This is a genomic window from Limnohabitans sp. (assembly GCF_044361645.1).
In the GTDB taxonomy this organism is placed as follows: domain Bacteria; phylum Pseudomonadota; class Gammaproteobacteria; order Burkholderiales; family Burkholderiaceae_C; genus Limnohabitans_A.
The window spans coordinates 1-20,618 of record NZ_JBIKIL010000067.1; the positions used below are offsets into that span (position 1 = coordinate 1).

A 20,618-nucleotide genomic window follows, 5' to 3' on the forward strand; every position below is an offset into this window, starting at 1 on the left:
CCAAAACGCCCGTCACTGCGAGCGCAGCGAAGCAGTCCATGTCTGGCCTACCAACAATCGCCGCTTTCAGCGCCATTGCACTTGCGCAAGCCAGCCGCTGCTGCGGGCTTGGGTGTTGTCGCTGTCAGCGCCGATGACCACGGCCATCACGGGGGGCACCGCTGTTCGGGCGCTTCCAGCGGGCAGTTCGTCGCCAAAGAGTGTGACAAAGTCTTGGGCCACGTCCCGTGATTCGGTGAACCAGCGTTGGGTCGGGGCGTTGCTGCCTTGCACCACCACGTAGCGCACGCGCCGACTGTAGGCGTTGGCGGCGGTGGTGTTTTCGGCTTGCAGCGGGTCCCAGAGGTAACACACGGTGGCTGCGGGCAAGTTTTCACCGGTGACGGCACGCGCCACGCGCAACAAGGTGCGTTCGCCAAAGGGCACACGATCAAGCGCATGGTCAAACATCACACAGACCTTGAGCGCGGCATCATCGCCGTCTTTGCGCCGCAAATCGGCTGGTCGCTGGCCGCCGCTCAAGGCTTGGTCCAAGCGCCAGCGCCACTGCAGCGTGCCTGCGGCACCACGCCAGTCGTGCGCCCAAGTGCCATACGACTGGTCGGTGCGCAACTGCACACCCGCCACACCGTCGACCTGCCCCAAGTCAAAGCGCGTGGCGCTGACCTCAGGTTTGTTGGGCAAGCCAACAAAACGCCAGCCCGGCGCGGTGGCGCTGTGCTGGCTGGTAAAGGGTGACAAAGCACCCGACAAGGGCAGCGGCGATGTGGCGTGTGCGCTCATGGCCCAGACCCCTGCAAAAGCGAGTGCGGCGAGTGGAAGTGCCATGTTCATGCGCCTCGTTTGTAGTCGTGGTATTTCTTGACCCAGGCCAGCAACTTCTGCGGCGCATGGGCGCGCTTCCACTCGCCCGCAGCGTATTTATTCGCCTCAGACATAGTGGGGTAGGTGTGAATGGTGCCCAAAATTTTATTCAGCCCCAGGCCGTGCTTCATGGCCAGCACGTACTCGGCCAGCAAATCTGCCGCGTGCGCGCCGACGATGGTGACGCCTAATATTTTGTCTTTGCCCGGCACCGTGAGCACCTTCACAAAACCGTGCGCTTCGCTGTCTGCGATGGCGCGGTCGAGGTCGTCGATGCCGTACTTGGTCACTTCATATGGGATGTTTTTCTCTTTCGCTTCTTGCTCGTTCAGGCCCACACGCGCCACCTCGGGGTCGATGAAGGTCGCCCACGGAATGACCGAGTAGTCGGCCTTGAACAGCTTCCACTCGCCAAACAGCGCGTTGACTGCCGCGTACCAAGCTTGGTGCGCGGCGGTGTGGGTGAACTGGAAAGGCCCTGCCACGTCGCCTGCGGCGTAGATGTTGGGGTAGATGGTTTGCAGGTACTCGTTGGTCTCGATGGTGCGGTGCGTGGGGATACCCAAGTCCTCCAGGCCATAAGCCTGCAAACGCGCCACGCGGCCCACGGCGCAAAGCAGCTGGTCAAACGGAATGGCTTTCTCTTGACCGTTATGCTCGACGATCAGGTATTTTTCGAAAGTGGTCGCGACAGCACCATTCGTCGTCGCGGTGGCATCATTCGTCGTCGCGGTGGCATCATTCGTCGTCGCGGTGGCCTCATTCATCGTCGAGATGGCCTCATTCGTCGTCGTGGTGACCTCATTCGTCGTCGCGGTGACTTCATCCGTCGTCGAGATGGCCTCATTCGTCGTCGTGGTGACTTCATCCGTCATCGCGAGCGAAGCGTGGCGATCCATGGACTGCTTCGCTTCGCTCGCAGTGACGGGGAAGGGGTTCGCAGTGTCGGGGACGGGGCTCGCAGTAACGGGGACGGGGTTCACAGTGACGGGGACGGGGCTTGCAGTGGTGGGGGCGGGGCGGATTTCGCAGCGCAGGGCCTTGTGGGCCGTGAGCACTTGCACGCCGTCGGCTTGCAGCGAAGCCTTGGCCAGCTCGCTCACCTCCTCATCTTCACGCACCATAAGGCGTGCACCCATTTCCACTTGGGTGACGTGCGCGCCCAGGCGGGCAAAGCTTTGTGCGAGTTCGCAGCCAATCGGCCCGCCGCCCAGCACCACCAGGCGTTTGGGCACTTCATTGAGCTTGGCAAATTCGTCCCAAAGCGTGTCGCTGGTCACATAGCCCACGTCGTCCAATCCGGGCAATGGTGGCACGAAGGGGCGGGCGCCAGCGGCGATCACGATGCTGCGGGCGGTCAGGCGCACGAGCTTGGGCCTGCCATCTGGCCCGGTGCTGCCATCGTTCAAAGCCACCTCCACCGTCCACGGGTTCACCAGTTTGCCGTAGCCCTGCAGCACCTCCACACCCAGGCCGGTGTAACGCTCGATGCTGTCGTGCGGCTCGATGGCGGCAATCACGTTGTGCACGCGCTGCATGACCGCTTTGAAGCTGAAACTCGGGGCCGCATCGCTCAGGCCGTAGTCCGAGGCGTGGCGCATTTGGTGCGCTATTTTTGCGCTTTTGATCAAGGCCTTGCTCGGCACACAACCGTAGTTCAAGCAGTCGCCGCCCATTTTGTGCGCCTCGATCAGCGTGACCTTGGCCTTGACCGTTGCCGCGATGTAGGCGCTGACCAAACCGCCCGCACCGCCGCCGATGACGATCAGGTTGCGGTCAAAGGTCTTGGGGCGCTGGTCGGCCCAGCGGGCGTATACCTTGCGCTTTTGCACCACGGCCACGATGCGGCGCGCGACCAGCGGGAAGATGCCCAACAGCACAAAACTGCCCAAGAGCGCCGGGCTCAAGATGCCCTTGACCGATTCAAGTTGCGCCAGTTGCGTGCCCGCATTCACAAACACGGCCGTGCCCGCCAACATGCCGATTTGGCTGACCCAGTAAAAAGTCCACACCTTCATGCGCGTGAGACCCATGAGCAGATTGATCAGGAAAAACGGCACCACCGGAATCAGGCGCAATGTGAAGAGGTAAAACGCGCCCTCGCGGTTCACGCCCGCATTGATGTCGGCCAAGCGCTGACCAAAGCGAGCCTCCACCCAGTCGCGCAACACGAAGCGCGAAGCCAAAAACGCCAAGGTGGCACCCACAGTGGACGCAAAAGACACGATCAGCAAACCTTGCCACAAACCAAACACCGCGCCCCCCGCCAGCGTGATGATGCTCGCACCGGGAAACGACAAAGCCGTGGCCAACACATAGATAAGAAAATAAACCACCGCCACCGTGAGCGGCTGCGCGGCGTGCAGTTGGGCAAAACTGGCCTGGCTGGCCTTGAGTTGCTCAAAACTCAAAAAGCGCCCCAAGTCCAGCACCACAAACGCAGCGACGGCCAGCGCCAGCAAGAGCAGCAAAACGATTTGACGAAGGCGCATGAAGGGGAACTCCTGAGTGGGCAATGGCGCGGCTAATGGGACAAGATCGGAGCCATCAATGACAGTCAACCATAACGCCGATCGACTTGCAGTTCGTCGCGGCGCAACAGAAAGTTACAAGGAACTGCCACCCTCACCCGAGCAAGCCAACTGCCAAGCCAAGTATTCAGAGCGACGCAGCCGGTAACGGGCCACGCTGCCTTCGTGCAACTGCTGCAGCGCCTCGGCCAACATGCGGGTCAATGCCGCATGATCGGCTGCGGGCACAGGCATGTGCACCACTGCATTTTCCAGCACCTCTGGGCTGGGCGCTTGCAGGCCCTTGACCACCGTCTGCACGGCCTGAATCAGCGCTTCGCGGCATTTGATTTTCAGGGGGTTCGGCTCGACCATGGTTTGGGTGATGGCCAGATAACGCTGACACGAGCGCTCATACGCCCACACAAACACGTCGCGCAACAAATCCACCTCATTGAGTTCATACACGCCCAAAGTGCCTTCGATGTATGCCCGCTCGGGCACGTCGATGAAGGACAAGGGACACAGCTGGCGCTGGATCAGCGGCATGTTGGCGGCAATGCGCGACACGCGTTTGTTCACATCTTCAAACGGCTGCAAATACGGCAGCTGCACCATGAGGAAAAACGCCTGCTCAAACGGGTCGGGAATGGCGGCGGCTTTGCCAAGCAGCAGCTCAAAACAGTCCTCAATCACCTGGGGCATGGCGACGGGGTGAAACACCGTGCCAGAAATCTCCACCAAGCGCCGACGCAGCCTGCCACTGGCCTGCGGGTCGCGCATCAGGTCTTGCGACAAGACCGCATGCAAGTTTTTGAATGTGAAGGCATCAAAGCCCACCTCGTCCATCTCCTCGTCCAACTCCTCGTCCATCTCCTCATCCATATTCTCGATCAGCATCTCGATGGCGGCTTTGTGGTTCAAGATCATCTGCGTTTCGATGGCGTCCTTGCCCTGCGCAGCCTGACCATGCTCAATCAGGTTTTGCGTGTCCAAGTGGCTGTAGGTGTTGCCCTCCAACCGCGATGAAGCCCACGACAGATCCACCAACAACCGGCTCAAGATGTCGCGGGCATAGGTGCCTGCGGGCCGTTCGTTGGCGGGCGTGCGGCCCATCTCGTGCAGCTGGCTGCGCAGGGCGGCTGGCAAATAAAACGTGACGCCCGGCTGGTACGCCTCCAAAAATTCACGCCGATAACCCACCGGGCGGCGGTGCATGAGCGGCTGACGCACCCGGTCACGGATGCTGGCCCCCGCTGGCGAGACCGGCAGATCGGGCTCCGCCTCGGCCACACCCACAGGGGCCATCACGCCACGGCCACCGCCCCCACCTGCAAGCTGCGCCCATGTCTGCGCCACCGGCTTGTAAACCAGCGCAATGCTCTGCCCCTCAGATGCGATCCGCTTTGCATCGATCAGTTTGAGCAAGCGGCGCTGCAAAGTGCGGCGGTTCAGCGCCCCGCCCTGTCGCTGCGCCATGTCCTCCTCGATCTCGGCAATGCCGATCCCGCCGGGGTGCTCGGCCACGATGGATTCGATCAAGTGCAATTCGTCAGCGGGGGTGATGCGGGGCATGGGGTGGCCTTTAAGGGCAAATTGTCGCGCTCAGGGCTTTTAGCGCGACAAATAGCGACAGTATTAACCACCATTATGTCGCGCAATGTGTCGCGCTTGCAAGACATTGTGTCGTGGCAGCTGAAGGGGCCATGGGGTGTGACCTGGTTGCCGGGTGTATGTATGCACCCGAATGAATGCAGACATGGTTTTTTTACCTCGTGTCTTGTGATTTCACCAAACCATAAGCCGTGTTGCGACCGCCGCCCTCCAGGCGATGCAACACGCCACGCGCCAACAAATCATTGATGTCACGCAGCGCCGTGTCGGCCGAACATTGTCCAATGGTGGCCCACTTGGCGTTGGTCAACTTGCCGTCCATGCCGTCGAGCACGCGGTTGAGCACCAGCGTCTGCCGTGCATTCATCGGCGTGTCTGCCCACCGTTGCCAAAACTGGGCTTTGTCCAGCACGCCCACCAACAAACCATCAGCACCCTGCACCGCACGCAGCAAGCAGCCCAAAAACCAATCCAGCCACGACGTCACATCGAGCGTGCCGCGTTGGGTGATTTCGAGTTGCTCGTAATACTGTTTGCGTTCCTGCTGTATTTGCGCACTCAGGCTGTAAAAGCGTTGCGCTGAATTTTCCGCACGCGCCAGCGCCATGTCGCCCACCGCACGGCTGATGCGGCCATTGCCGTCGTCAAACGGGTGCAAGCTCACCAGCCACAAATGCGCCAAACCCGCGTGGACCAGCGCATCACCCACCGGCCCGGCGTTGAACCATTCCAAAAACGCGGCTGTTTGTGCGGGCAAGGTGTGGGCGGGCGGTGCCTCAAAGTGCACCTTTTCTCGGCCCACCGGACCCGAGACCACTTGCATCGGCCCCGCTGCATCGTTGCGCCAGGTGCCCACCTGAATCCGCACACGGCCACTGAAACCGGTTGGGAACAAGGCCGCATGCCAGCCAAACAAGCGCTCGGCCGTGAGCGGCTGGGCGTGTTGCTGCGTAGCGTCCAGCACCATGTCCACCACGCCATCCACGTGGCGGTCAGCGGGCGCAAGCGCGCCTATGTTCACGCCCAAGCGCCGGGCGATGGACGAGCGCACCACCTCCAGATTGAGCGTTTCGCCCTCGATGGCGCTGGTGGTGATGACCTCTTGCGACAAAGCCTGCAAAGTCGCCAGGTCGCGCTGCGCCAACCCCAAGTGCGCCATCCGCCCCACCAACTCGCCTTGCGCGCGGTGCAACTGCGCCAATCGGCCCGCCAGCGCATTCGCGTCATAACGCCACTGCGGCCAGTCGAAGCGCTGCCAGAGGTAAGTGCGTTTGCGGGGGGTCTTGTCGGCGAACATGCGGTGATTATGCGCTTTATTCACCGCAAATTGTGCGGTTAATAGGCGGCGTATTCACCGCAATCGCCCATAGCATCAACCAACTCGTATCCAGGTGGGGGTCGCACACAGCGCCGGAAAGTGTTCAAGTGTGCATCCAAGAACGGCAAGCCCGAGCAACAAATTATCTCAAACATGCTATATTTCTCGCATGAAGTGGGACATCAAATATCACGATGAAAAGTTACAGGCTGATGTGCTGGCTTTACCGCCCGGCATTTTGGCAAGGTACTTTCATTGCACTGATCGAATGATGGAATTTGGCCCGGATTTGGGAATGCCCCACACGCGGGCCATGAGTTCAGGGCTTTTTGAGCTTCGATTGAAGTCCCGAGAAGGTATTGGACGCGTATTTTTCTGTACGGTGGTGAATCGCAAAATCGTCATGCTTCATCAGTTTGTGAAGAAGTCCGACAAAACACCGCCCAAAGAATTGGCGCTTGCGCGCAAACGAATGAAGGAGTGGAAAGATGTTGACGCATAAACAACTGCGTACCCGGGCATTGGCTGATCCTGCTGTCAAGGCAGAATTCGACAAGCTGAGTGACGAGTTTTCTCTCTTGGATGAGTTCTTGAAGGCCCGCACGTCGCAAGGCTTGACCCAAGCGCAGGTGGCCGAAAAAATCGGAACCACCCAATCTGCCGTGGCACGGATGGAGTCCGGCAGTGGCAAGCACTCACCCTCGTTGGCGACACTGACCAAGTACGCAGATGCCTTGGGTTGCAAGCTGGAGATTCGACTGGTTCGCAGGCCTCGGGCAACTGGCAATTCAACGAGCCGCGCCAAGCAAAACACGCCCAAGCCTGTTGCCGCATAAGCTCTGAATGCCTTAACACTGCCTGCTTATATCCAACCAACGTCAGCGTTTTTGGAGATGCTTTAGCCTTGACTTTTTCAGACTCTGATCACTCAATGGACGAAGACCGCAGCCGAACCTACGGTGTTTCAAACAAGGAGCGACTTTTGGTCGTCGTTCACACGGAGCGTCGCAACAGCATTCGAATCATCAGCGCAAGAAAGGCAACCCGGCATGAAAAATACAACTACAAAAATGGCTGATCTGGATATTCCCGAATTGAAGCGCGATCAACTGGGCAAGGGTGTTCGCGGCAAGTACCTGAAACATTTCGTGCAAGGCAGCAATGTCGTGGTGTTGCAGCCCAAAATTCTGAAGGCGTTTCCGACTTCTGAAGCCGTCAACAAGGCTTTGGCCAGCATGCTGGCTTTCGCGCACGAAACGCAAGTTTTATCTGTCCGTACAAAGACCGCCACGCGCAAGCGCTTGGCGGCTTCATGATCGAAATGTGCAACATCAGTGCGCCGCGCACGCACAGAAGAGGTGACACTTTATGAATGCCAAAAAGTTCGAGCAAGCATTTGATGATGACATCAACATCACGGCTTCTTTGGACTTGTCCAAAGCCAGGCGCGTGCAGCAGGATCAAGTGACAACGAACACCCAAAGTCGCGACGCAACGCTGAAAGTGTTGGTTGCCGTAAAGTCGCCTTCGAACCAAAGCCGCAAGCCAAGTCGGCCACGACGCCGTGGTCGGGCTCGATGATGTTGACCAGCGTTTGCACCAGCGAGGGCGGCGTGAAAAATTCGCCATTGTCTTGCGCGCCCTGCATGGCGAACTTCATCAAGAAATATTCATAGATGCGGCCAAACACATCGCCCGTGGCTTGGCGCAGGGCTTGGCTGTCAAAGCAGCGCAGCAGGTTTTCGAGCAGCTTGTTGTCAAAGCGGTCGTAGTCTTTGGGCAAGCTGCCTTGCAGGGGCGCAAAGTCGGCCTCGATCGCGTTCATGGCCGCGACCAGTGCGCCGCCCAAGCTGGCCCCCGAAGGCAGGTTGAGCAAGGTGTCGTAGCGTGCGGCCTCGGGCAGCATCAAAGCGCGGCGCTTGATGAAGTCGCCCTTGACCAGTGGGCGCTTGGGGCTAGTGCCCGCTGCCTGCGCGGCCTCAATGGCTTGCAGCGCGGTTTGATAACGGTTGGTGGCGTGCCGCAAAAAAGAATCACACCCAACACCGGCATGAAATATTCGGTGGCCGTGAGGTTGGAGTTGGCACGGAGCTGATCGGCGGCTTCCCACAGGCTGGTTTCAATTTGCGCGATGTTGTGGAAGGCGTTGGCGCCCATCTGTGCGGGGGCTGATTGTTGTTTTTGGCGGTTTGCCAGAGGGGCGTTTGGGCAGAGTGGCCAGCGGGGGCGTGAATGATTATGCCCAGCTTTGGTTTTGCTTCGGGGTGGGTTTGGGGGGCTGGTGGGGGTTTACGCGCAAAGGTGATTTGTAGCTAATTTTTTGTATTTATTTGGGTATAGTTGGGCGCTTCGGGCCTGCTGCGCCGGATGGTGCGGGAGGAGAGGTTGCAAGGTGTTGGAAGCCGGGTTTGGGGTGCAAATTTATACCTGCATGCACGCACGACTCTTGGTCTTTAACCGACGGCGCAAGCAGATTGCAACGAGTTAAACAAAAAAATGTATCGAAGCGGACCCGCTATATCAACTGGGTTTGCAGTCTACATCGCGTTAAAGCACACATGTCAGCGAATCCCTACGCCCGCGACCTAAGAAAGATCACCAATCCGCTCACCAACGAAACACGCAAGGTGCGAAAGACGCTCCTCATATGGAGCCTTGCCTCCGCTGCCATCACGCTTGGCAAGTTGTTTCCATCGGAGATATCGGCTCTGGGAATGAAAGTCACATCGGCAAATCATGCCGCGCTGTTGCTGCTAATGGCCGCGATCGTTGCCTATCATCTCGTCGCGTTTCTTGTCTATGCGTCGGCAGACTTTGCACATTGGTACGTCAATCACTACAGCACCGAGTGGGAAGACGATTCAGCCAACTACGAGGCCTACAAGACAGAGATGCTCGCCCGATCGAAGTTGTCCGAAGAGGACCGCCTGTTCATGGAGGAGCACGAACGAAGGCTTGGTTCACTCTGGCGCGGTGAGGCTTTTGGCATCTATGCCCGCATTCAAACAGCAATTCCGTATGTATCAATCGCTCGTGCGATCGTAGATTTCTTTTCGCCAGTCTTGGTTGGATGTGCCGCCTTGTACTTGCTTTTTGATGCGGCGCGTGGTGCGCTTTAACCTTTCGCTGCAGCGGACGGCTTCGCCGCTAGTTTAGCTTGAACGTTAAATTTTTGGAGAACCCTTTGGAAAAATCTTGGAAAGCAGCCATCAAGCGAGTTCTGATGGAATCTGATACGCCGCTGCATTACGCCGAAATTTCTGAGCAAATTTTGGCGCGTGGCTATTACGAAACTGATGGCGCCACGCCAGCAGCAACGGTCAATGCACAGCTGTCGTCGTCGGTCAAACACGAGGGTGACAAGTCGCCCTTTATCCGCGTGGGCAAAGGTATTTTTTCACTTCGCAGCGAAACAGCCTCTGCAACGTTGCCAGGCAACAAGGCGAAAAATCAATTGCCTGCAGTTGCACCTGAAGATGAGTCTTCCGACTCCATCATTCAATCTTTTGGAATGTACTGGCAACGCGATCTTGTGGTGTGGCGCAACGATCTGAAAATGTACGGCAAGCAGCAGGCGCTTTCGAAGCCGGTCGATTTTGGCAAACAAAAGGGCATCTACATTTTGTATGACCACCACACCGTAGTTTACGTAGGTCGGGCAATTGATCGGCCCTTGGGCAAGCGCTTGTATGAGCACACAGTGGACAGGCTTGGCAGCAGGTGGAACCGTTTTTCTTGGTTTGGTCTTCTCGATGTGACTCAAGAAGGCAAGCTTCGAGAAATCCCTTTTAATTCCACCCTCGCGGCACTCGTCGCCACACTGGAAGCGTTGCTCATTGAAGCACTCGAACCGCCACAAAACAGAAAACGCGGCGATGATTTTTCCGCTATCGAGTACATCCAAGACATTGACCCCGAGTTGAAAGAACGGGAAATTCAAAATACCTTGCGCTCTATTGAGCAAAAAATGCGGGGCGGTGCGTAAGCAATAGCTGAATTTGGCTCAATATTTGTCGCTTGCTTTGCAGGCCACCCAACAGGACAACTCATGAAACTCGGCTACACCATCGTCTACGTTCCTCATGTTGCTGAATCACTGGCATTTTTTGAACGTGCATTCGGTTTGTCACGCCGCTTTTTGCATGAGTCGGGTGACTATGGTGAACTTGAAACCGGAGAAACAACACTCGCCTTTGCATCGCTCGAACTTGGGCATGCGAACTTTCCTGCGGGCTTTGTCGCCGCAAGTGAATCCAGCAAACCCCTTGGCGTCGAAATTGCGCTGGTAACACCGTCTGTTGCCCAAGCGCACGCCAAAGCCTTGGCCGCTGGGGCCACCGAGTTGAAAGAACCTGAGACCAAACCATGGGGGCAAGTTGTCTCTTACGTCCGTTGCCCTGATGGAACATTGGTTGAAATTTGCTCGCCGGTAGGTGGCTAAGTTTCGACAACACTCGTTATTCCATCCAACCGACAAGAGCAGCGCTTTGGGGTCTTGTCTGCTGGTCTTCGTTGCCGGTGACTTCTGAAGATAGAAAAATAATTACCATCTGAAAAATTGACGCACAAACTCGGCCAAGATCTATCGGTTTGCACAATGCGATACTTGACTGCCCGAGGAAATGTCCTCGATGGCCATCTCTCAAAAATCATCCATTCCAGGAGTTTTGCATGGCAACCGACTTTGCCTTTCGCAAAAAAGCAATGAAGGAACTGCCCACGAGCACCGGTGTTTATGTGCTGTGCGATTTGGATGAAGTGCCGATTTATGTCGGCCAATCCAAAGATGGCATCCGGTCACGCGTGTCGCGCCACTTGACTTCGGCCAGGTCGGACATCATTGCAAACCGCCAAATTGATGTGTGGGAAATCGCCTATGTTTGGGCCTATCCCATTGCCGATGTTCAGGACATCACACCCACTGAAAACCGCCTGTATCACCACTTCAATAAAAAGTCGAAGTTGATGAACGGCACGGTGCCGCGCACACCAGAAAAAGCCCCCATTCCCAAGGCTGCCGTCAAGGTTCAAGTGATGTCAGACAAAGAAATTGCTGAACGAAAAACACCCGAGCAACGCCTGCCACGGCAAGCCAACCACTACGCCCAAATCGTGGGTCATTTTTTAGCAGTTAAAAATTCAACGCAAATTGCCGGTGCCATGCACGCCTACTTTCAGCGCCTGAACAAACACCACGCCTGGTTGGCTCAATCGGCTGTGTATGAATTGAATGAAAACGCCGAGAGCTGAAAGCCACGCACCACAAGCGACGAGATACCGATAGAAAACTGTAGAAATGAAACAACGCCAGGTAATCAACATGCACAGCTTTTACGAGTTTTTTGCTGGTGGCGGTATGGCACGGGCTGGTCTGGGTTCGGATTGGCAGTGCTTGTTTGCCAATGACATCAGCGCAAGCAAGGGACATTCTTACAGCGCCAACTGGGGTGACGAGCACCTTTCAGTCAAAGACATTTACGACGTACAAACCAAAGAACTTCCAGCAAATGCCGACATGGCATGGGGTTCATTTCCTTGCCAAGACCTTTCACTGGCAGGCGACGGTGCTGGGCTTGAAGGTGAACGCTCGGGTGCGTTTTGGGGGTTTTGGAAGCTGATATGCGACCTTCAGACCGAAGGCCGTAAACCCAAGATGGTGGTTTTGGAAAACGTATTCGGCGCACTCACTTCACGGGATGGCAAAGACTTTGAACTGATTGCCGAAGCGATTGCATCACAAGGCTACCTGGTGGGAGCCATGCTGATCGATGCCATTCACTTTGTGCCCCAATCCAGGCCACGCTTGTTCATCGTGGGGGTCGATGCCCATCTGCAATTGCCCGAGTTCTCGCACACCCACACCCCCAACCCCGCATGGCACCCAGCAGCCATGATCCGCGCACACAACCGTTTGACGGGTCAGGCCAAAGCGGCATGGCGTTGGTGGTCGGTGCCTCAAAACGAAAATCCCCTGCTCACACTTGAAAGCTTGATTGAACCCCATCCGCAAAGCGTGCAATGGCATTCAGAGCAAGAAACACGGCAACTGCTGGACATGATGGCACCTCTGCACCGCAGAAAAGTTCTTGCCGCGCAAGCATCCCCATCGCCACGCGTGGGCACCATTTACAAACGCACACGCGACGGCGTTCAAAGAGCAGTGGTTCGCTTTGATGGCATTGCAGGCTGTTTGCGCACACCAGGTGGCGGCTCCAGCAGGCAAACCATCATGGTGGTTCACGGCAGCAGCATCAAAAGTCGCTTGATTTCATCTCGCGAAGCGGCTCGCTTGATGGGCTTGTCCGACGACTACAAACTGCCTGAAAAGTACAACGAGGCCTATCACCTCTTGGGCGATGGGGTGGTGGTGCCAGTTGTCCAACATTTGAGCCAACATCTTTTATTGCCCATTGCCGAATTGAACCACTCGTCAAGCCAGCAAAACACGCAGCGTGCACGCAGGGCCTGACGCCTGGCTCTATTTTGGTGGGCGCAAGACCCACCCCAAGCGCCACCCGCACAACCCAAAACGCCATGGAATGGAACCGCCCCTGGCTATGCCCGCAAGCTCTGCAGCCAAATGTGCCGGTAAACCAATTGCGCCACATCCGCTTTGTCTTGTGGCGAATATGGCGGCTCGGGCAGTGACCGGTAGACCTGGTCCAGGATGAAGGTTTCCACCTCGGCTTGGGTCTGCTCTTTTTCTGTCCAGCGGTCGAGCGGGGCGATGACCGCCATCACGCCCGCCAGCAAATCGCGGCTGGCTTGTTTGATGCGTTCGCGTTCGGTCTTGTTCAAGTCGCCGCGTTGCACCAAATCAAACAACGCCAGCTGGTCTTCACTCAAGCCCTCTTGCACGGCGCGTTGCTGCTCCACATCCAGTGCGGCCATCACATCCAGCAGCTTGGCAAAAGTGTCTTCGATGGTGGCTCGGTCTTTGTCTTGGTTGTAGGCGGCGATGATCTCTTGGTACTTCTTTTCGTAGTTCATGCGCAGCGGGTTTTGCGCCAGCATCTGCGCCAGCTTTTCTTCCACGATCTGGCGAATGTCTTCAATGGCCGTGGCCTTGCGCTGCACCTTGCTGGCAAATTCGTCGCGCAGCTTTTCCATGTTGATCTGCGACAAATCCACCGTCAGGCCGTTGGCCTGATCCACCCCGGATGCATGGGTGGCAATCGCTTCGTTGACGATGCGGCGCAGCTCTTTGAGCAACTCGCTCACATCGGCGGTGTCGCGCCGCTCGCTCAGCTTTTTGTAAATCGCTTCGATGTTGTCGTGCCGCTCGGCATAGACCAGCGCTGACGGCTCCACCAACAAAGCCTTGAAGCGGCTGAACACCACACGCGACAAGATTTCATAGCGGCGCTTGGTCTCGTCGCTGGTGTAGACCGCGTTTACGGCATCGGCCAACAAACCAATGCGCGCAAATCCCTTGGTACCCAGCAGGCGACTGGCATCAAAGCCCAAGCCCATCAAATGCGCCTCGGTCACGGCAATGGCATCAGCGAGGGCCGCCACGCGCTCTTCGATGGGGGCCACAATCTCGGCCTCGCCGCCATCGTCGCCCAGCGCGTATTGCGCCAAGGCTTCGCGCAGGCTTTTGAGCATGCCGTTGTAGTCCACAATCAGGCCAAAGTCTTTGCCCGGATACACCCGGTTGGCGCGGGCAATGGCCTGCATCAAGGTGTGTGCACGCATGGGTTTGTCGATGTAGAGCGTGGACAAACATTCCACGTCAAAACCCGTGAGCCACATGGCACACACCACCGCCACACGGAACGGGTGCTTGGGGTTTTTGAATGCTGTCTCTACATCTACCCGCTTGCCATCTGCGGTCTCAAACCCCTGCTTCATCAGCTCACGATGGGGAATGATGTCAAAGCCCCAGGCTTTGAAATCGGCCACCTCGTTTTGCGCCTCGCTGATGATCAGCTCGATCAGCGTCTCGTCCATCCAAGTGGCTTTGGCCAGCAGGCGGTCGCGCTGGGCGTGCAGCACTTGCCGCATCTCGTTATCGGTCGCGGCGTTGATGGCTTGCAATTTGTGTTGCGCTTCGGCGCGCACGGCAGCGGCTTTGGTTTTCCAGAGCGGCCCGATCAACTGCAACATGCGGGCGCAGGTGATTTTGTCGATGCACACCAGCATGGCCTTGCCCGCTTCCCAGCGGGTGCTGCAATGCTCCACAAAGTCAGCCGCGATGCGTGCCAACCGCTCGTCAGCGGTGACAACTTCGTAGTCCTTGCCCAGCAGCTTTTCCAGCAAGGCCGTTTGGTCGGCGTCCAGATCGGCGGCATCCACCGCCTCGGCAATCTTGTCGTTCAAATCCAGCTTGGCCAGGCCCAGCTTTTCGCCCCGGTTCTCGTACACCAGCTTGACGGTGGCGCCGTCTTCTTCGCTGCGCTTGAAGTCGTAGCGCGACACGTAGTCGCCAAAAATGCGCTTAGTCAGGTGGTCGTGTTTGAACAGCGGCGTGCCCGTAAAACCAATGAACGCCGCATTGGGCAGCGCCATGCGCATGTTGCGCGCCAGCTTGCCCGACTGCGTGCGGTGCGCCTCGTCCGACACCACGATGATGTCGTCGCGCTCGCTGTAGGGCGCGTCGGGCTTCACCTCTTGGTTGAACTTGTGGATCAGGCTGAACACAAAGCTGTGGTTCTCCGCCAACAGGCGCTGCAGCTCGCGGCCCGAGCTGGCACGCGGCGTTTGCTCGTCGGCCACGCCGCAACCGATGAAGGTTTCGTAAATCTGGCTGTCCAGATCGTCGCGGTCGGTCATGAACACAAAGGTGAAATTGCCTGGCACCGTGCGGCGCACCTTCTCGGCAAAAAACGCCATCGAATACGACTTGCCGCTGCCCTGCGTGTGCCATACCACGCCCAAGCGACCCAGGTCCGGGTGCGCCCGTTCGATGATTTGCAAATACTGCGGCACCGGCTCGGCGGCCAAGGGGTAAAGCGCTTGCGGCTCATTGGCCGCCGTGCTCAAGCCAGCAGGCGGCAGCTCAAAAGTGCGCTGCGTCAGCCGCGTAGGGAACTCGCGCTTCAAAGCTTCTTGCCGCAGCACCGATGCCACCGCCCGGTTCACCCCCAGCAACTGGTGGTTGCGCGCCACCACCTTGCGCGTGTGGCCGGCTTTGCTGGCGTCAAACAAGATGAAGTTTTCAAGGATGTCGAGCAAGCGGTCTTTGGCCAGCATGCCGTTGAGCAAGACCTCGGCTGCCACATTGCCCACATCGTTTTCGCTCAGGCGCTTCCACTCGCCAAAGTGTTCCCAAGTGCTGGTGATGGAGCCAAACCGGGCGTTGTGTCCGTTGCTCACCACCAAAAACGCGTTGTGGTGAAAGGCGTGCGCCACCACGTTCTCGTCCATGTAATCGCGCAAATTGCCGTCAAACCCGGCGCGGATGTTTTTGTAAACCGCCTTCAGCTCGATGAACACCAGCGGCAAGCCGTTGACGAAACACACCAAATCTGCGCGGCGGTTGTAGTTGGGCGTGCGCAAACCCGTGAGCTTGAGTTCGCGCACCACCAAAAAACGGTTGTGAGCCGGGTTGCGAAAGTCAATCACTTGGGCCTGCGTGTGGCTCAGCTGCCCCTGCGCGTTGCGAAAACTCACCGGCACGCCATCGCGCACCAGCTTGTGAAACGCCTGGTTGTGCTGCAGCAGCGAGCGCGAAAAATCGTGGTGCGTCAGCTGCGTCACCGCGTCATCAATGGCGGGCGGCGGCAGCTGCGGGTTGAGCCGGGTCAGCGCCTCGCGCAAGTCGCGCACCAACACCGCCTCGCGCTCACTGCTGCGCCCCAGCGTGCCGGTGGGGCCAAAGCTCTCTTGATTGAAGGCATAGACGCTGTCCCAGCCCAACTCCCGCTCCAGGTGCTCGGCAAACGTGGCCTGCACCAGGCGGTCTTCACTGTTGATGTCGGTGTAGGCCATGTTTATTTCAATCGGTTATTGGTTTCGATTTGGCTCAAATTTGGCGCATTCAACTCTATTTAAAGTTTAAAAATCTTTTAAAAATCAACAACTTAGGAGTTTTCTAAAGGCCATTTGGCACACAAATCAAGAAAACCAATGCCGATTGAGCGCCTTTTGAGCCAAATGGAAGTTACCACTTTTAACTACCATGCAAATGGTAACGTGCCCCATTGCGAACGCCAGTCATGGCCACAACCGATTGATCGGTCAATTCGGTCAGGGCTCGTTTGAGTTGCGACCGGGTGACCTCTTGCCCAATGCGAAGACTGATGTCGCTGATTTTGGAGTCCGGGTAGCGCCGCAAGTCTTCCCGAATCAACTCTTTCAAACGATACGGCTCAATGCGTGCCAGCGTGGTGGGCTGGAACAGCTGGGCACCCTGCAACAACGCAGGGTCTACGAAATAACGGGTGCCTTGTGTGCGGCCCACGGTTTGCACCAGGGCCAGCGAAGGCAAACGCCCCAGCCACACCGCCACATCGTCGCCGCCCTCGGTCTCCAGCACCGCCTTCAGTTCGCGCGCCGTCATGCCCTCGGTTTGCGCCAGCACGCCCAGCGTGATGCGCTCGCGCTGCGTGAGCTGAAAGCGTTCATCGGCCTGCGTCAACAAGCGCATCACCTCGGGCTTGGCAATGCGCCGCTCAATCGTCACCCTGACCCAGTCTGCGCCCTCTTCGGCCACCGGCGCTGGTCTGCCTTGCGACAGCAAGCGGTCGTACATCAAATCAAAACCGCTGCCTTCGCGCTCCATCAGGCCCAAGTCGTGGAACACACGGGCCAGGCCCTCGTTGCGGCGGCGGCTGGCGTGCAGCAGGTTGCGCGGCGTCACGCCCAGTGGCAGTCTGCCGGGGTTGACCACCGCCAGCCGCTGCGGATGCAGGTTCAGGTAAATGTCGCCCTGCTGGGTGTAAGGCCGGTGCACCAGCGCGTTGACCAGCAACTCGCGCACCACCTTTTCGTCGTACGCGGGCACTTGGCGGCGATACAGCCCTTCTGCCACTTCATAGCTTTCGCGAAAGTCGGGCACCTCGCGCCACACGGCATCGACCAACTCAACGGGCGACAAGGTGCAGTCGTCCCACACCCATTTGTTGATCTTTTGGCCTTGTTCGTCGTACTTGATGGCCTGCACCAAAGGGGCGGTGCCCAAGGCGCGGCGATCTTGGGTGCGGCCCAGCAGCAGCACGCCCAGGCGAGTCAGGCACGGGCCATTCGGGGTGTCGGCCGCCAAGCCGTAATGTGTCAACAGCGCATCGGCCCCTTTTTCTTTCACCGAGTCTTTGACCCGGCCCGACGCTGCAATGCCTTGAACAAACGCCGCCAGCTTGTCGGCGTCTACCGCGCTGCGCGGCACACCGCTGTCCATGGCCTCCCAAGGCCTGCCGGGGCGCTCATTGGCCAGGCGCAACACATCGTCGCCCAACACCGGCTGGCAGGTGTCACCCACCCGCAAAAAGTATCGGCCATCGCGGGTCGAGGCCACCGCAGGCGAACGCTCAATCACCAGCTCAATGAACTCGCCGCCGTTGGGCGCACGCTGCAAGCGGGGCAGCGCCTGCACATTCACCGTCAACTCGCCAATGCGTTTGCGCAAACGGTCCAGCAATTCGGGCGGCACCACCTGGTCGGCTGGCGGCTCGGTTTGCCCATCTTCGATGCCAATGAGCAAACGCCCACCCGCCCCGTTGGCAAAGCACACACAATCTTGTGCCAAAGCCGCCCAGTCCGCCGACTTGCCCATGACGGTGCGCAAGGATTTCAGGTCGGTGTGCTGGTCTTCGCGGGTCATACGGCCAATTCTCCGTTCATCAGGCGGGGCAGCAACAGGTCGCGGGCTTGGCGGAGTTTTTGGTTGGTCAACTGCAAATTGAGTATTTGTTCGAACACGGGACTCACAATCTCAGTGAACGTTGACATCAGCGCAGTTGTGGGCATAAGCATTGGTACACCCCGAACAATTTGCTGGCTGATATTTTTTTGGGCAGCTCCAGCAGACAAATTAACAAGGACACCTTTGTTTTCTCGAAAAAACAAAAATGCGTGAGTGAAATGCCCCCTTGGATCTTTCATTAGGACAGCACAGCAAGCTTGGTTTGTAGCAGCCGTATAGGCGGTTATGCCCAACTCGCCAACTGTCGCACCATAGAGCGCAATCAGCACTGTAAGTTTTGGAAACAATTTGGCAGATGAATTTTTTAAAGCATCCTCAGTGATTTTTTCGCTTGTTTCTGTAATGAAACCGTTGTTCAACTCTTGAGTTTTGACCCATGGAATATCTCCTGTGAAGTACTCAGGAATCTTTCGACTTGGCGTACCACCTGAAGATGTTTCATAAAAGTCACTGACTGAACCGATGCTCCAACCCTGCGGCACGCCGTCCACGATAGTGGTGTGCTCATGGCCGGGGAAGCGCAGACGCACAAACCATTCGCGGTAGAGCTGCCGGGCCGAGTCTTCGAGCAGGGCCATGCGGCGGCGGTTGTTGTCGATCAGGTCGTCGTAGGTGGAGAGGATTTCTGCAATCCGTTTTTGTTCCGCCACCGACGGAATTGCAAACTCAAGAGAAAGCAATTTCTCTTGGCTCAAATTGTCTTGTGTTGCCCCTTGTGAAAACTGCTGCGCACGGTTTTTGATGGTCGCATCAAACAGGTACTTGATAAAGCGTGTGTCAGCTTGTGCAGGGTCAGCAATGAATCCGATCACACTGTCTGGAAAGCAAGCATCAATTCCCAAAATGGCTGTGTCTGCAATGTTCGCTGCAATCGTGATGCAGAGCGTTCCCACTGGCCACAGCTTGCTTTGCGCCAACCCAGCTTCTGTATATGTTTGACTAAAGCTGTTGATGTACAAGCCTGCATGCTTCACATCCCCAGTTTGTATAAAGGGATGTGGTCCGCCATACAAATGAGCCGCATCACGCGGTCTGTGCCGTGATCGCCCACGCGAAACCGTGCCCAGCTGATCTAGGCGTTTTGCCGTCCAACTCATACACCCACCCACCCGAAGCTGCCCTGAATATTCGCCGCCTGCAATTCTTGCGACAGTGTCGCGAGAATCTTCCCGCCATAAAAAGCACGTTCTTGCTCCAGCAAAACGGCGGGCTTGTTCCCCTTCGTCGGTTCCAGCATGCTCATACCCCCAACCCCTCAAAGTTGGCCTGTATCTTCGCCGCCAGTTCCACCGCCTCGCGGTTCAAGTCGGCCAGCTCCACATGGATGTCGCGCAGGGTTTGTTCGAAGTCGAAGTCTTCGTCCACCTCGGCCGGGGCTACGCCCACGTAGCGGCCGGGGGTCAGGCTCCAGTCGGCGGCTTCGATGTCGGCGCGGCTGACCACTTTGCACAGGCCCGCCACGTCTTGCATCTCGGCCTTGGGAAAGCGCTCTTGCAGCCACGCGATTTGGCGGTGTGTGTAGGCACAGGCTTTGAGTTGCTCCACGGCGGTGTGGCGGGCATCGTCCAGTTGCTTGATGTTTTTGTTGGCGGTGCGGCGGTCGAGCAGGTCAGCGGCGGCTCGGGTGGCAGCGTCTTTGTCTGACTTGCCTTCGTGTTGGCCCAGCTGCGCGGCCAAGGCTTGGGATTGTTGTGTGCTGCGGGCGGCGAGTTTGTAGAGCAGGTCGATTTGTTTGACCAAGCCCTTGGCGGCGGTGGCCAGGGGGTCAAAGCTTTGACGCAGCGTGTGTTGCACCCCGTTGTCGCTGGTGGCTTGGGTGCCGCTGGTGGTCATGGTTTGGCCAAAGGCCTGCAGGCCTTTGAGCAAACTGGCGCGGTCGGTCATGAAGGCTTGGGCGGCTGCGGTTTGCTCGGTCAGCGCGGCTTGCAGTGACTGCAAAGCGGCTTGGGCTTCGGGCGGTGCGTCTTTTAAAGCGCTGGCCGCTTGGCGGAAGGTTTCGAGCGGCAGCTGCGATTGGGTCAGCTGGTCCAGCAGCGGGGTGAGTGTGGCGTCCACCGCTGCGGCTTCGGTTGCGAGGCGGTTGAGGTATTGGCCCACCAGTCCGAGGTAGCGGCTTTGCTGGCCACGGTAGAGCCAGACGATGGCGCTCAGGTTGGCTTGTTGCTCGGGCGAGAAGTCGTAAATCTTGCGGGTGACTTTGCGGTAGACGCCTCTAGCGTCGAGCATGAGCACCTGGTCTTTGCGCTCAGCGGGTTTGGAGCGGTCAAAGTGCCACAGCTCGCAGGGCACGGTGCGGGTGTAGAAGAAGTTGGAGCGGATGGCGACCATCACGTCCACGTCGCCGGTCTCGACCAGTTTGCGGCGCACTTCTTTTTCGCCGTGGCCTGCGCTGCTGGCTTGGCTGGACATGACAAAGCCAGCGCGGCCCGTGGGCGAGAGGTAGCTG

General features: G+C 57.9%; 19 protein-coding genes. 9 read left to right on the forward strand and 10 right to left on the reverse strand.

Translation table 11 applies throughout. The features are described from left to right. Positions 1–66: 66 nt before the first annotated feature. The 4 genes from ACIQ39_RS11580 to ACIQ39_RS11595 all read right to left on the reverse strand — a co-directional run bounded on the left by ACIQ39_RS11580 (position 67) and on the right by ACIQ39_RS11595 (position 6,285). A complete protein-coding gene (locus ACIQ39_RS11580; RefSeq protein ID WP_396434756.1) occupies positions 67–828 on the reverse strand; it encodes a DUF3047 domain-containing protein in 762 nt (253 codons plus the stop codon). A gap of 2 nt (positions 829–830) precedes the next feature. Next, positions 831–3,356, reverse strand: coding sequence for an FAD-dependent oxidoreductase (locus ACIQ39_RS11585; protein WP_396434757.1), 2,526 nt, complete (start codon positions 3,354–3,356; stop codon positions 831–833). Positions 3,357–3,470: 114 nt separating this feature from the next. Further along, positions 3,471–4,949, reverse strand: coding sequence for a Fic family protein (locus ACIQ39_RS11590; RefSeq protein ID WP_396434758.1), 1,479 nt, complete (start codon positions 4,947–4,949; stop codon positions 3,471–3,473). A 193-nt stretch (positions 4,950–5,142) separates the two neighbouring features. Then, positions 5,143–6,285: a Fic family protein gene (locus ACIQ39_RS11595; protein ID WP_396434759.1), complete on the reverse strand. Its 1,143-nt coding sequence runs from the start codon at positions 6,283–6,285 to the stop codon at positions 5,143–5,145. Between the two features lie 190 nt (positions 6,286–6,475). Here ACIQ39_RS11595 and ACIQ39_RS11600 point away from each other — a divergent pair, with 190 nt between their 5' ends. From ACIQ39_RS11600 to ACIQ39_RS11615, 4 genes are all read left to right on the forward strand, one after another. Then, on the forward strand, positions 6,476–6,808 hold the full coding sequence (locus tag ACIQ39_RS11600; RefSeq protein ID WP_396434760.1) for a type II toxin-antitoxin system RelE/ParE family toxin: 333 nt from the start codon (positions 6,476–6,478) through the stop codon (positions 6,806–6,808). Next, on the forward strand, positions 6,795–7,142 hold the full coding sequence (locus ACIQ39_RS11605; protein WP_396434761.1) for a helix-turn-helix domain-containing protein: 348 nt from the start codon (positions 6,795–6,797) through the stop codon (positions 7,140–7,142). The genes ACIQ39_RS11600 and ACIQ39_RS11605 overlap by 14 nt, the downstream gene beginning before the upstream one ends. Positions 7,143–7,237: 95 nt before the next feature. Continuing rightward, entirely contained in the window at positions 7,238–7,384 is a 147-nt protein-coding gene (locus ACIQ39_RS11610; RefSeq protein ID WP_396434762.1) for a BrnT family toxin, read from the forward strand. Then, on the forward strand, positions 7,356–7,622 hold the full coding sequence (locus tag ACIQ39_RS11615; RefSeq protein WP_396434763.1) for a hypothetical protein: 267 nt from the start codon (positions 7,356–7,358) through the stop codon (positions 7,620–7,622). Before ACIQ39_RS11610 ends, ACIQ39_RS11615 begins: the two co-directional genes overlap by 29 nt. A gap of 98 nt (positions 7,623–7,720) precedes the next feature. Here the strand turns inward: ACIQ39_RS11615 and ACIQ39_RS11620 are convergent, their stop codons facing one another. Further along, complete coding sequence (locus tag ACIQ39_RS11620; protein ID WP_396434764.1) at positions 7,721–8,332, reverse strand: N-6 DNA methylase; 612 nt, start codon at positions 8,330–8,332, stop codon at positions 7,721–7,723. 532 nt (positions 8,333–8,864) lie between these two features. On the opposite strand from ACIQ39_RS11620, the gene ACIQ39_RS11625 reads away from it, so the two are divergent. The 5 genes from ACIQ39_RS11625 (at position 8,865) to ACIQ39_RS11645 (ending at position 12,775) form a co-directional block, all read left to right on the forward strand. After that, complete coding sequence (locus ACIQ39_RS11625) at positions 8,865–9,425, forward strand: hypothetical protein (protein WP_396434765.1); 561 nt, start codon at positions 8,865–8,867, stop codon at positions 9,423–9,425. A gap of 65 nt (positions 9,426–9,490) precedes the next feature. Next, complete coding sequence (locus ACIQ39_RS11630) at positions 9,491–10,291, forward strand: HTH domain-containing protein (RefSeq protein WP_396434766.1); 801 nt, start codon at positions 9,491–9,493, stop codon at positions 10,289–10,291. Positions 10,292–10,354: 63 nt separating this feature from the next. Further along, the gene (locus ACIQ39_RS11635; protein ID WP_396434767.1) at positions 10,355–10,747 is read left to right on the forward strand and encodes a VOC family protein; all 393 of its coding nucleotides are present in this window, start codon (positions 10,355–10,357) and stop codon (positions 10,745–10,747) included. Between the two features lie 230 nt (positions 10,748–10,977). Continuing rightward, positions 10,978–11,556, forward strand: coding sequence for a GIY-YIG nuclease family protein (locus ACIQ39_RS11640; protein ID WP_396434768.1), 579 nt, complete (start codon positions 10,978–10,980; stop codon positions 11,554–11,556). 70 nt (positions 11,557–11,626) lie between these two features. Continuing rightward, positions 11,627–12,775: a DNA cytosine methyltransferase gene (locus ACIQ39_RS11645; RefSeq protein WP_396434769.1), complete on the forward strand. Its 1,149-nt coding sequence runs from the start codon at positions 11,627–11,629 to the stop codon at positions 12,773–12,775. Between the two features lie 86 nt (positions 12,776–12,861). Here ACIQ39_RS11645 and ACIQ39_RS11650 read toward each other — a convergent pair whose 3' ends face one another. The 5 genes from ACIQ39_RS11650 to ACIQ39_RS11670 all read right to left on the reverse strand — a co-directional run. Further along, a complete protein-coding gene (locus tag ACIQ39_RS11650) occupies positions 12,862–16,239 on the reverse strand; it encodes a type I restriction endonuclease subunit R (protein WP_396434770.1) in 3,378 nt (1,125 codons plus the stop codon). A gap of 181 nt (positions 16,240–16,420) precedes the next feature. After that, positions 16,421–18,070, reverse strand: a complete 1,650-nt coding sequence (locus ACIQ39_RS11655; protein WP_396434771.1) for an ATP-binding protein — start codon at positions 18,068–18,070, stop codon at positions 16,421–16,423. After that, positions 18,067–19,269 (reverse strand): restriction endonuclease subunit S, encoded by a 1,203-nt coding sequence (locus tag ACIQ39_RS11660; protein WP_396434772.1) that lies wholly within the window; start codon positions 19,267–19,269, stop codon positions 18,067–18,069. Before ACIQ39_RS11660 ends, ACIQ39_RS11655 begins: the two co-directional genes overlap by 4 nt. After that, positions 19,266–19,415: a hypothetical protein gene (locus ACIQ39_RS11665; protein ID WP_396434773.1), complete on the reverse strand. Its 150-nt coding sequence runs from the start codon at positions 19,413–19,415 to the stop codon at positions 19,266–19,268. Before ACIQ39_RS11665 ends, ACIQ39_RS11660 begins: the two co-directional genes overlap by 4 nt. Next, positions 19,412–20,618 (reverse strand): N-6 DNA methylase (locus ACIQ39_RS11670; RefSeq protein ID WP_396434774.1); only part of this gene is annotated, 1,207 nt, incomplete at its 5' end. The genes ACIQ39_RS11670 and ACIQ39_RS11665, both read right to left, overlap by 4 nt.

Excerpts from the sequence above, each read along its gene's own strand:
- ACIQ39_RS11580 (WP_396434756.1), bottom strand. The coding sequence starts at position 828 with ATGGCACTTCCACTCGCCGCACTCGCTTTTGCAGGGGTCTGGGCCATG.
- ACIQ39_RS11585 (WP_396434757.1), bottom strand. The coding sequence starts at position 3,356 with ATGCGCCTTCGTCAAATCGTTTTGCTGCTCTTGCTGGCGCTGGCCGTC.
- ACIQ39_RS11590 (WP_396434758.1), bottom strand. The coding sequence starts at position 4,949 with ATGCCCCGCATCACCCCCGCTGACGAATTGCACTTGATCGAATCCATC.
- ACIQ39_RS11595 (WP_396434759.1), bottom strand. The coding sequence starts at position 6,285 with ATGTTCGCCGACAAGACCCCCCGCAAACGCACTTACCTCTGGCAGCGC.
- ACIQ39_RS11600 (WP_396434760.1), top strand. The coding sequence starts at position 6,476 with ATGAAGTGGGACATCAAATATCACGATGAAAAGTTACAGGCTGATGTG.
- ACIQ39_RS11605 (WP_396434761.1), top strand. The coding sequence starts at position 6,795 with ATGTTGACGCATAAACAACTGCGTACCCGGGCATTGGCTGATCCTGCT.
- ACIQ39_RS11610 (WP_396434762.1), top strand. The coding sequence starts at position 7,238 with ATGGACGAAGACCGCAGCCGAACCTACGGTGTTTCAAACAAGGAGCGA.
- ACIQ39_RS11615 (WP_396434763.1), top strand. The coding sequence starts at position 7,356 with ATGAAAAATACAACTACAAAAATGGCTGATCTGGATATTCCCGAATTG.
- ACIQ39_RS11625 (WP_396434765.1), top strand. The coding sequence starts at position 8,865 with ATGTCAGCGAATCCCTACGCCCGCGACCTAAGAAAGATCACCAATCCG.
- ACIQ39_RS11635 (WP_396434767.1), top strand. The coding sequence starts at position 10,355 with ATGAAACTCGGCTACACCATCGTCTACGTTCCTCATGTTGCTGAATCA.
- ACIQ39_RS11640 (WP_396434768.1), top strand. The coding sequence starts at position 10,978 with ATGGCAACCGACTTTGCCTTTCGCAAAAAAGCAATGAAGGAACTGCCC.
- ACIQ39_RS11645 (WP_396434769.1), top strand. The coding sequence starts at position 11,627 with ATGCACAGCTTTTACGAGTTTTTTGCTGGTGGCGGTATGGCACGGGCT.
- ACIQ39_RS11650 (WP_396434770.1), bottom strand. The coding sequence starts at position 16,239 with ATGGCCTACACCGACATCAACAGTGAAGACCGCCTGGTGCAGGCCACG.
- ACIQ39_RS11655 (WP_396434771.1), bottom strand. The coding sequence starts at position 18,070 with ATGACCCGCGAAGACCAGCACACCGACCTGAAATCCTTGCGCACCGTC.
- ACIQ39_RS11660 (WP_396434772.1), bottom strand. The coding sequence starts at position 19,269 with ATGAGTTGGACGGCAAAACGCCTAGATCAGCTGGGCACGGTTTCGCGT.
- ACIQ39_RS11665 (WP_396434773.1), bottom strand. The coding sequence starts at position 19,415 with ATGAGCATGCTGGAACCGACGAAGGGGAACAAGCCCGCCGTTTTGCTG.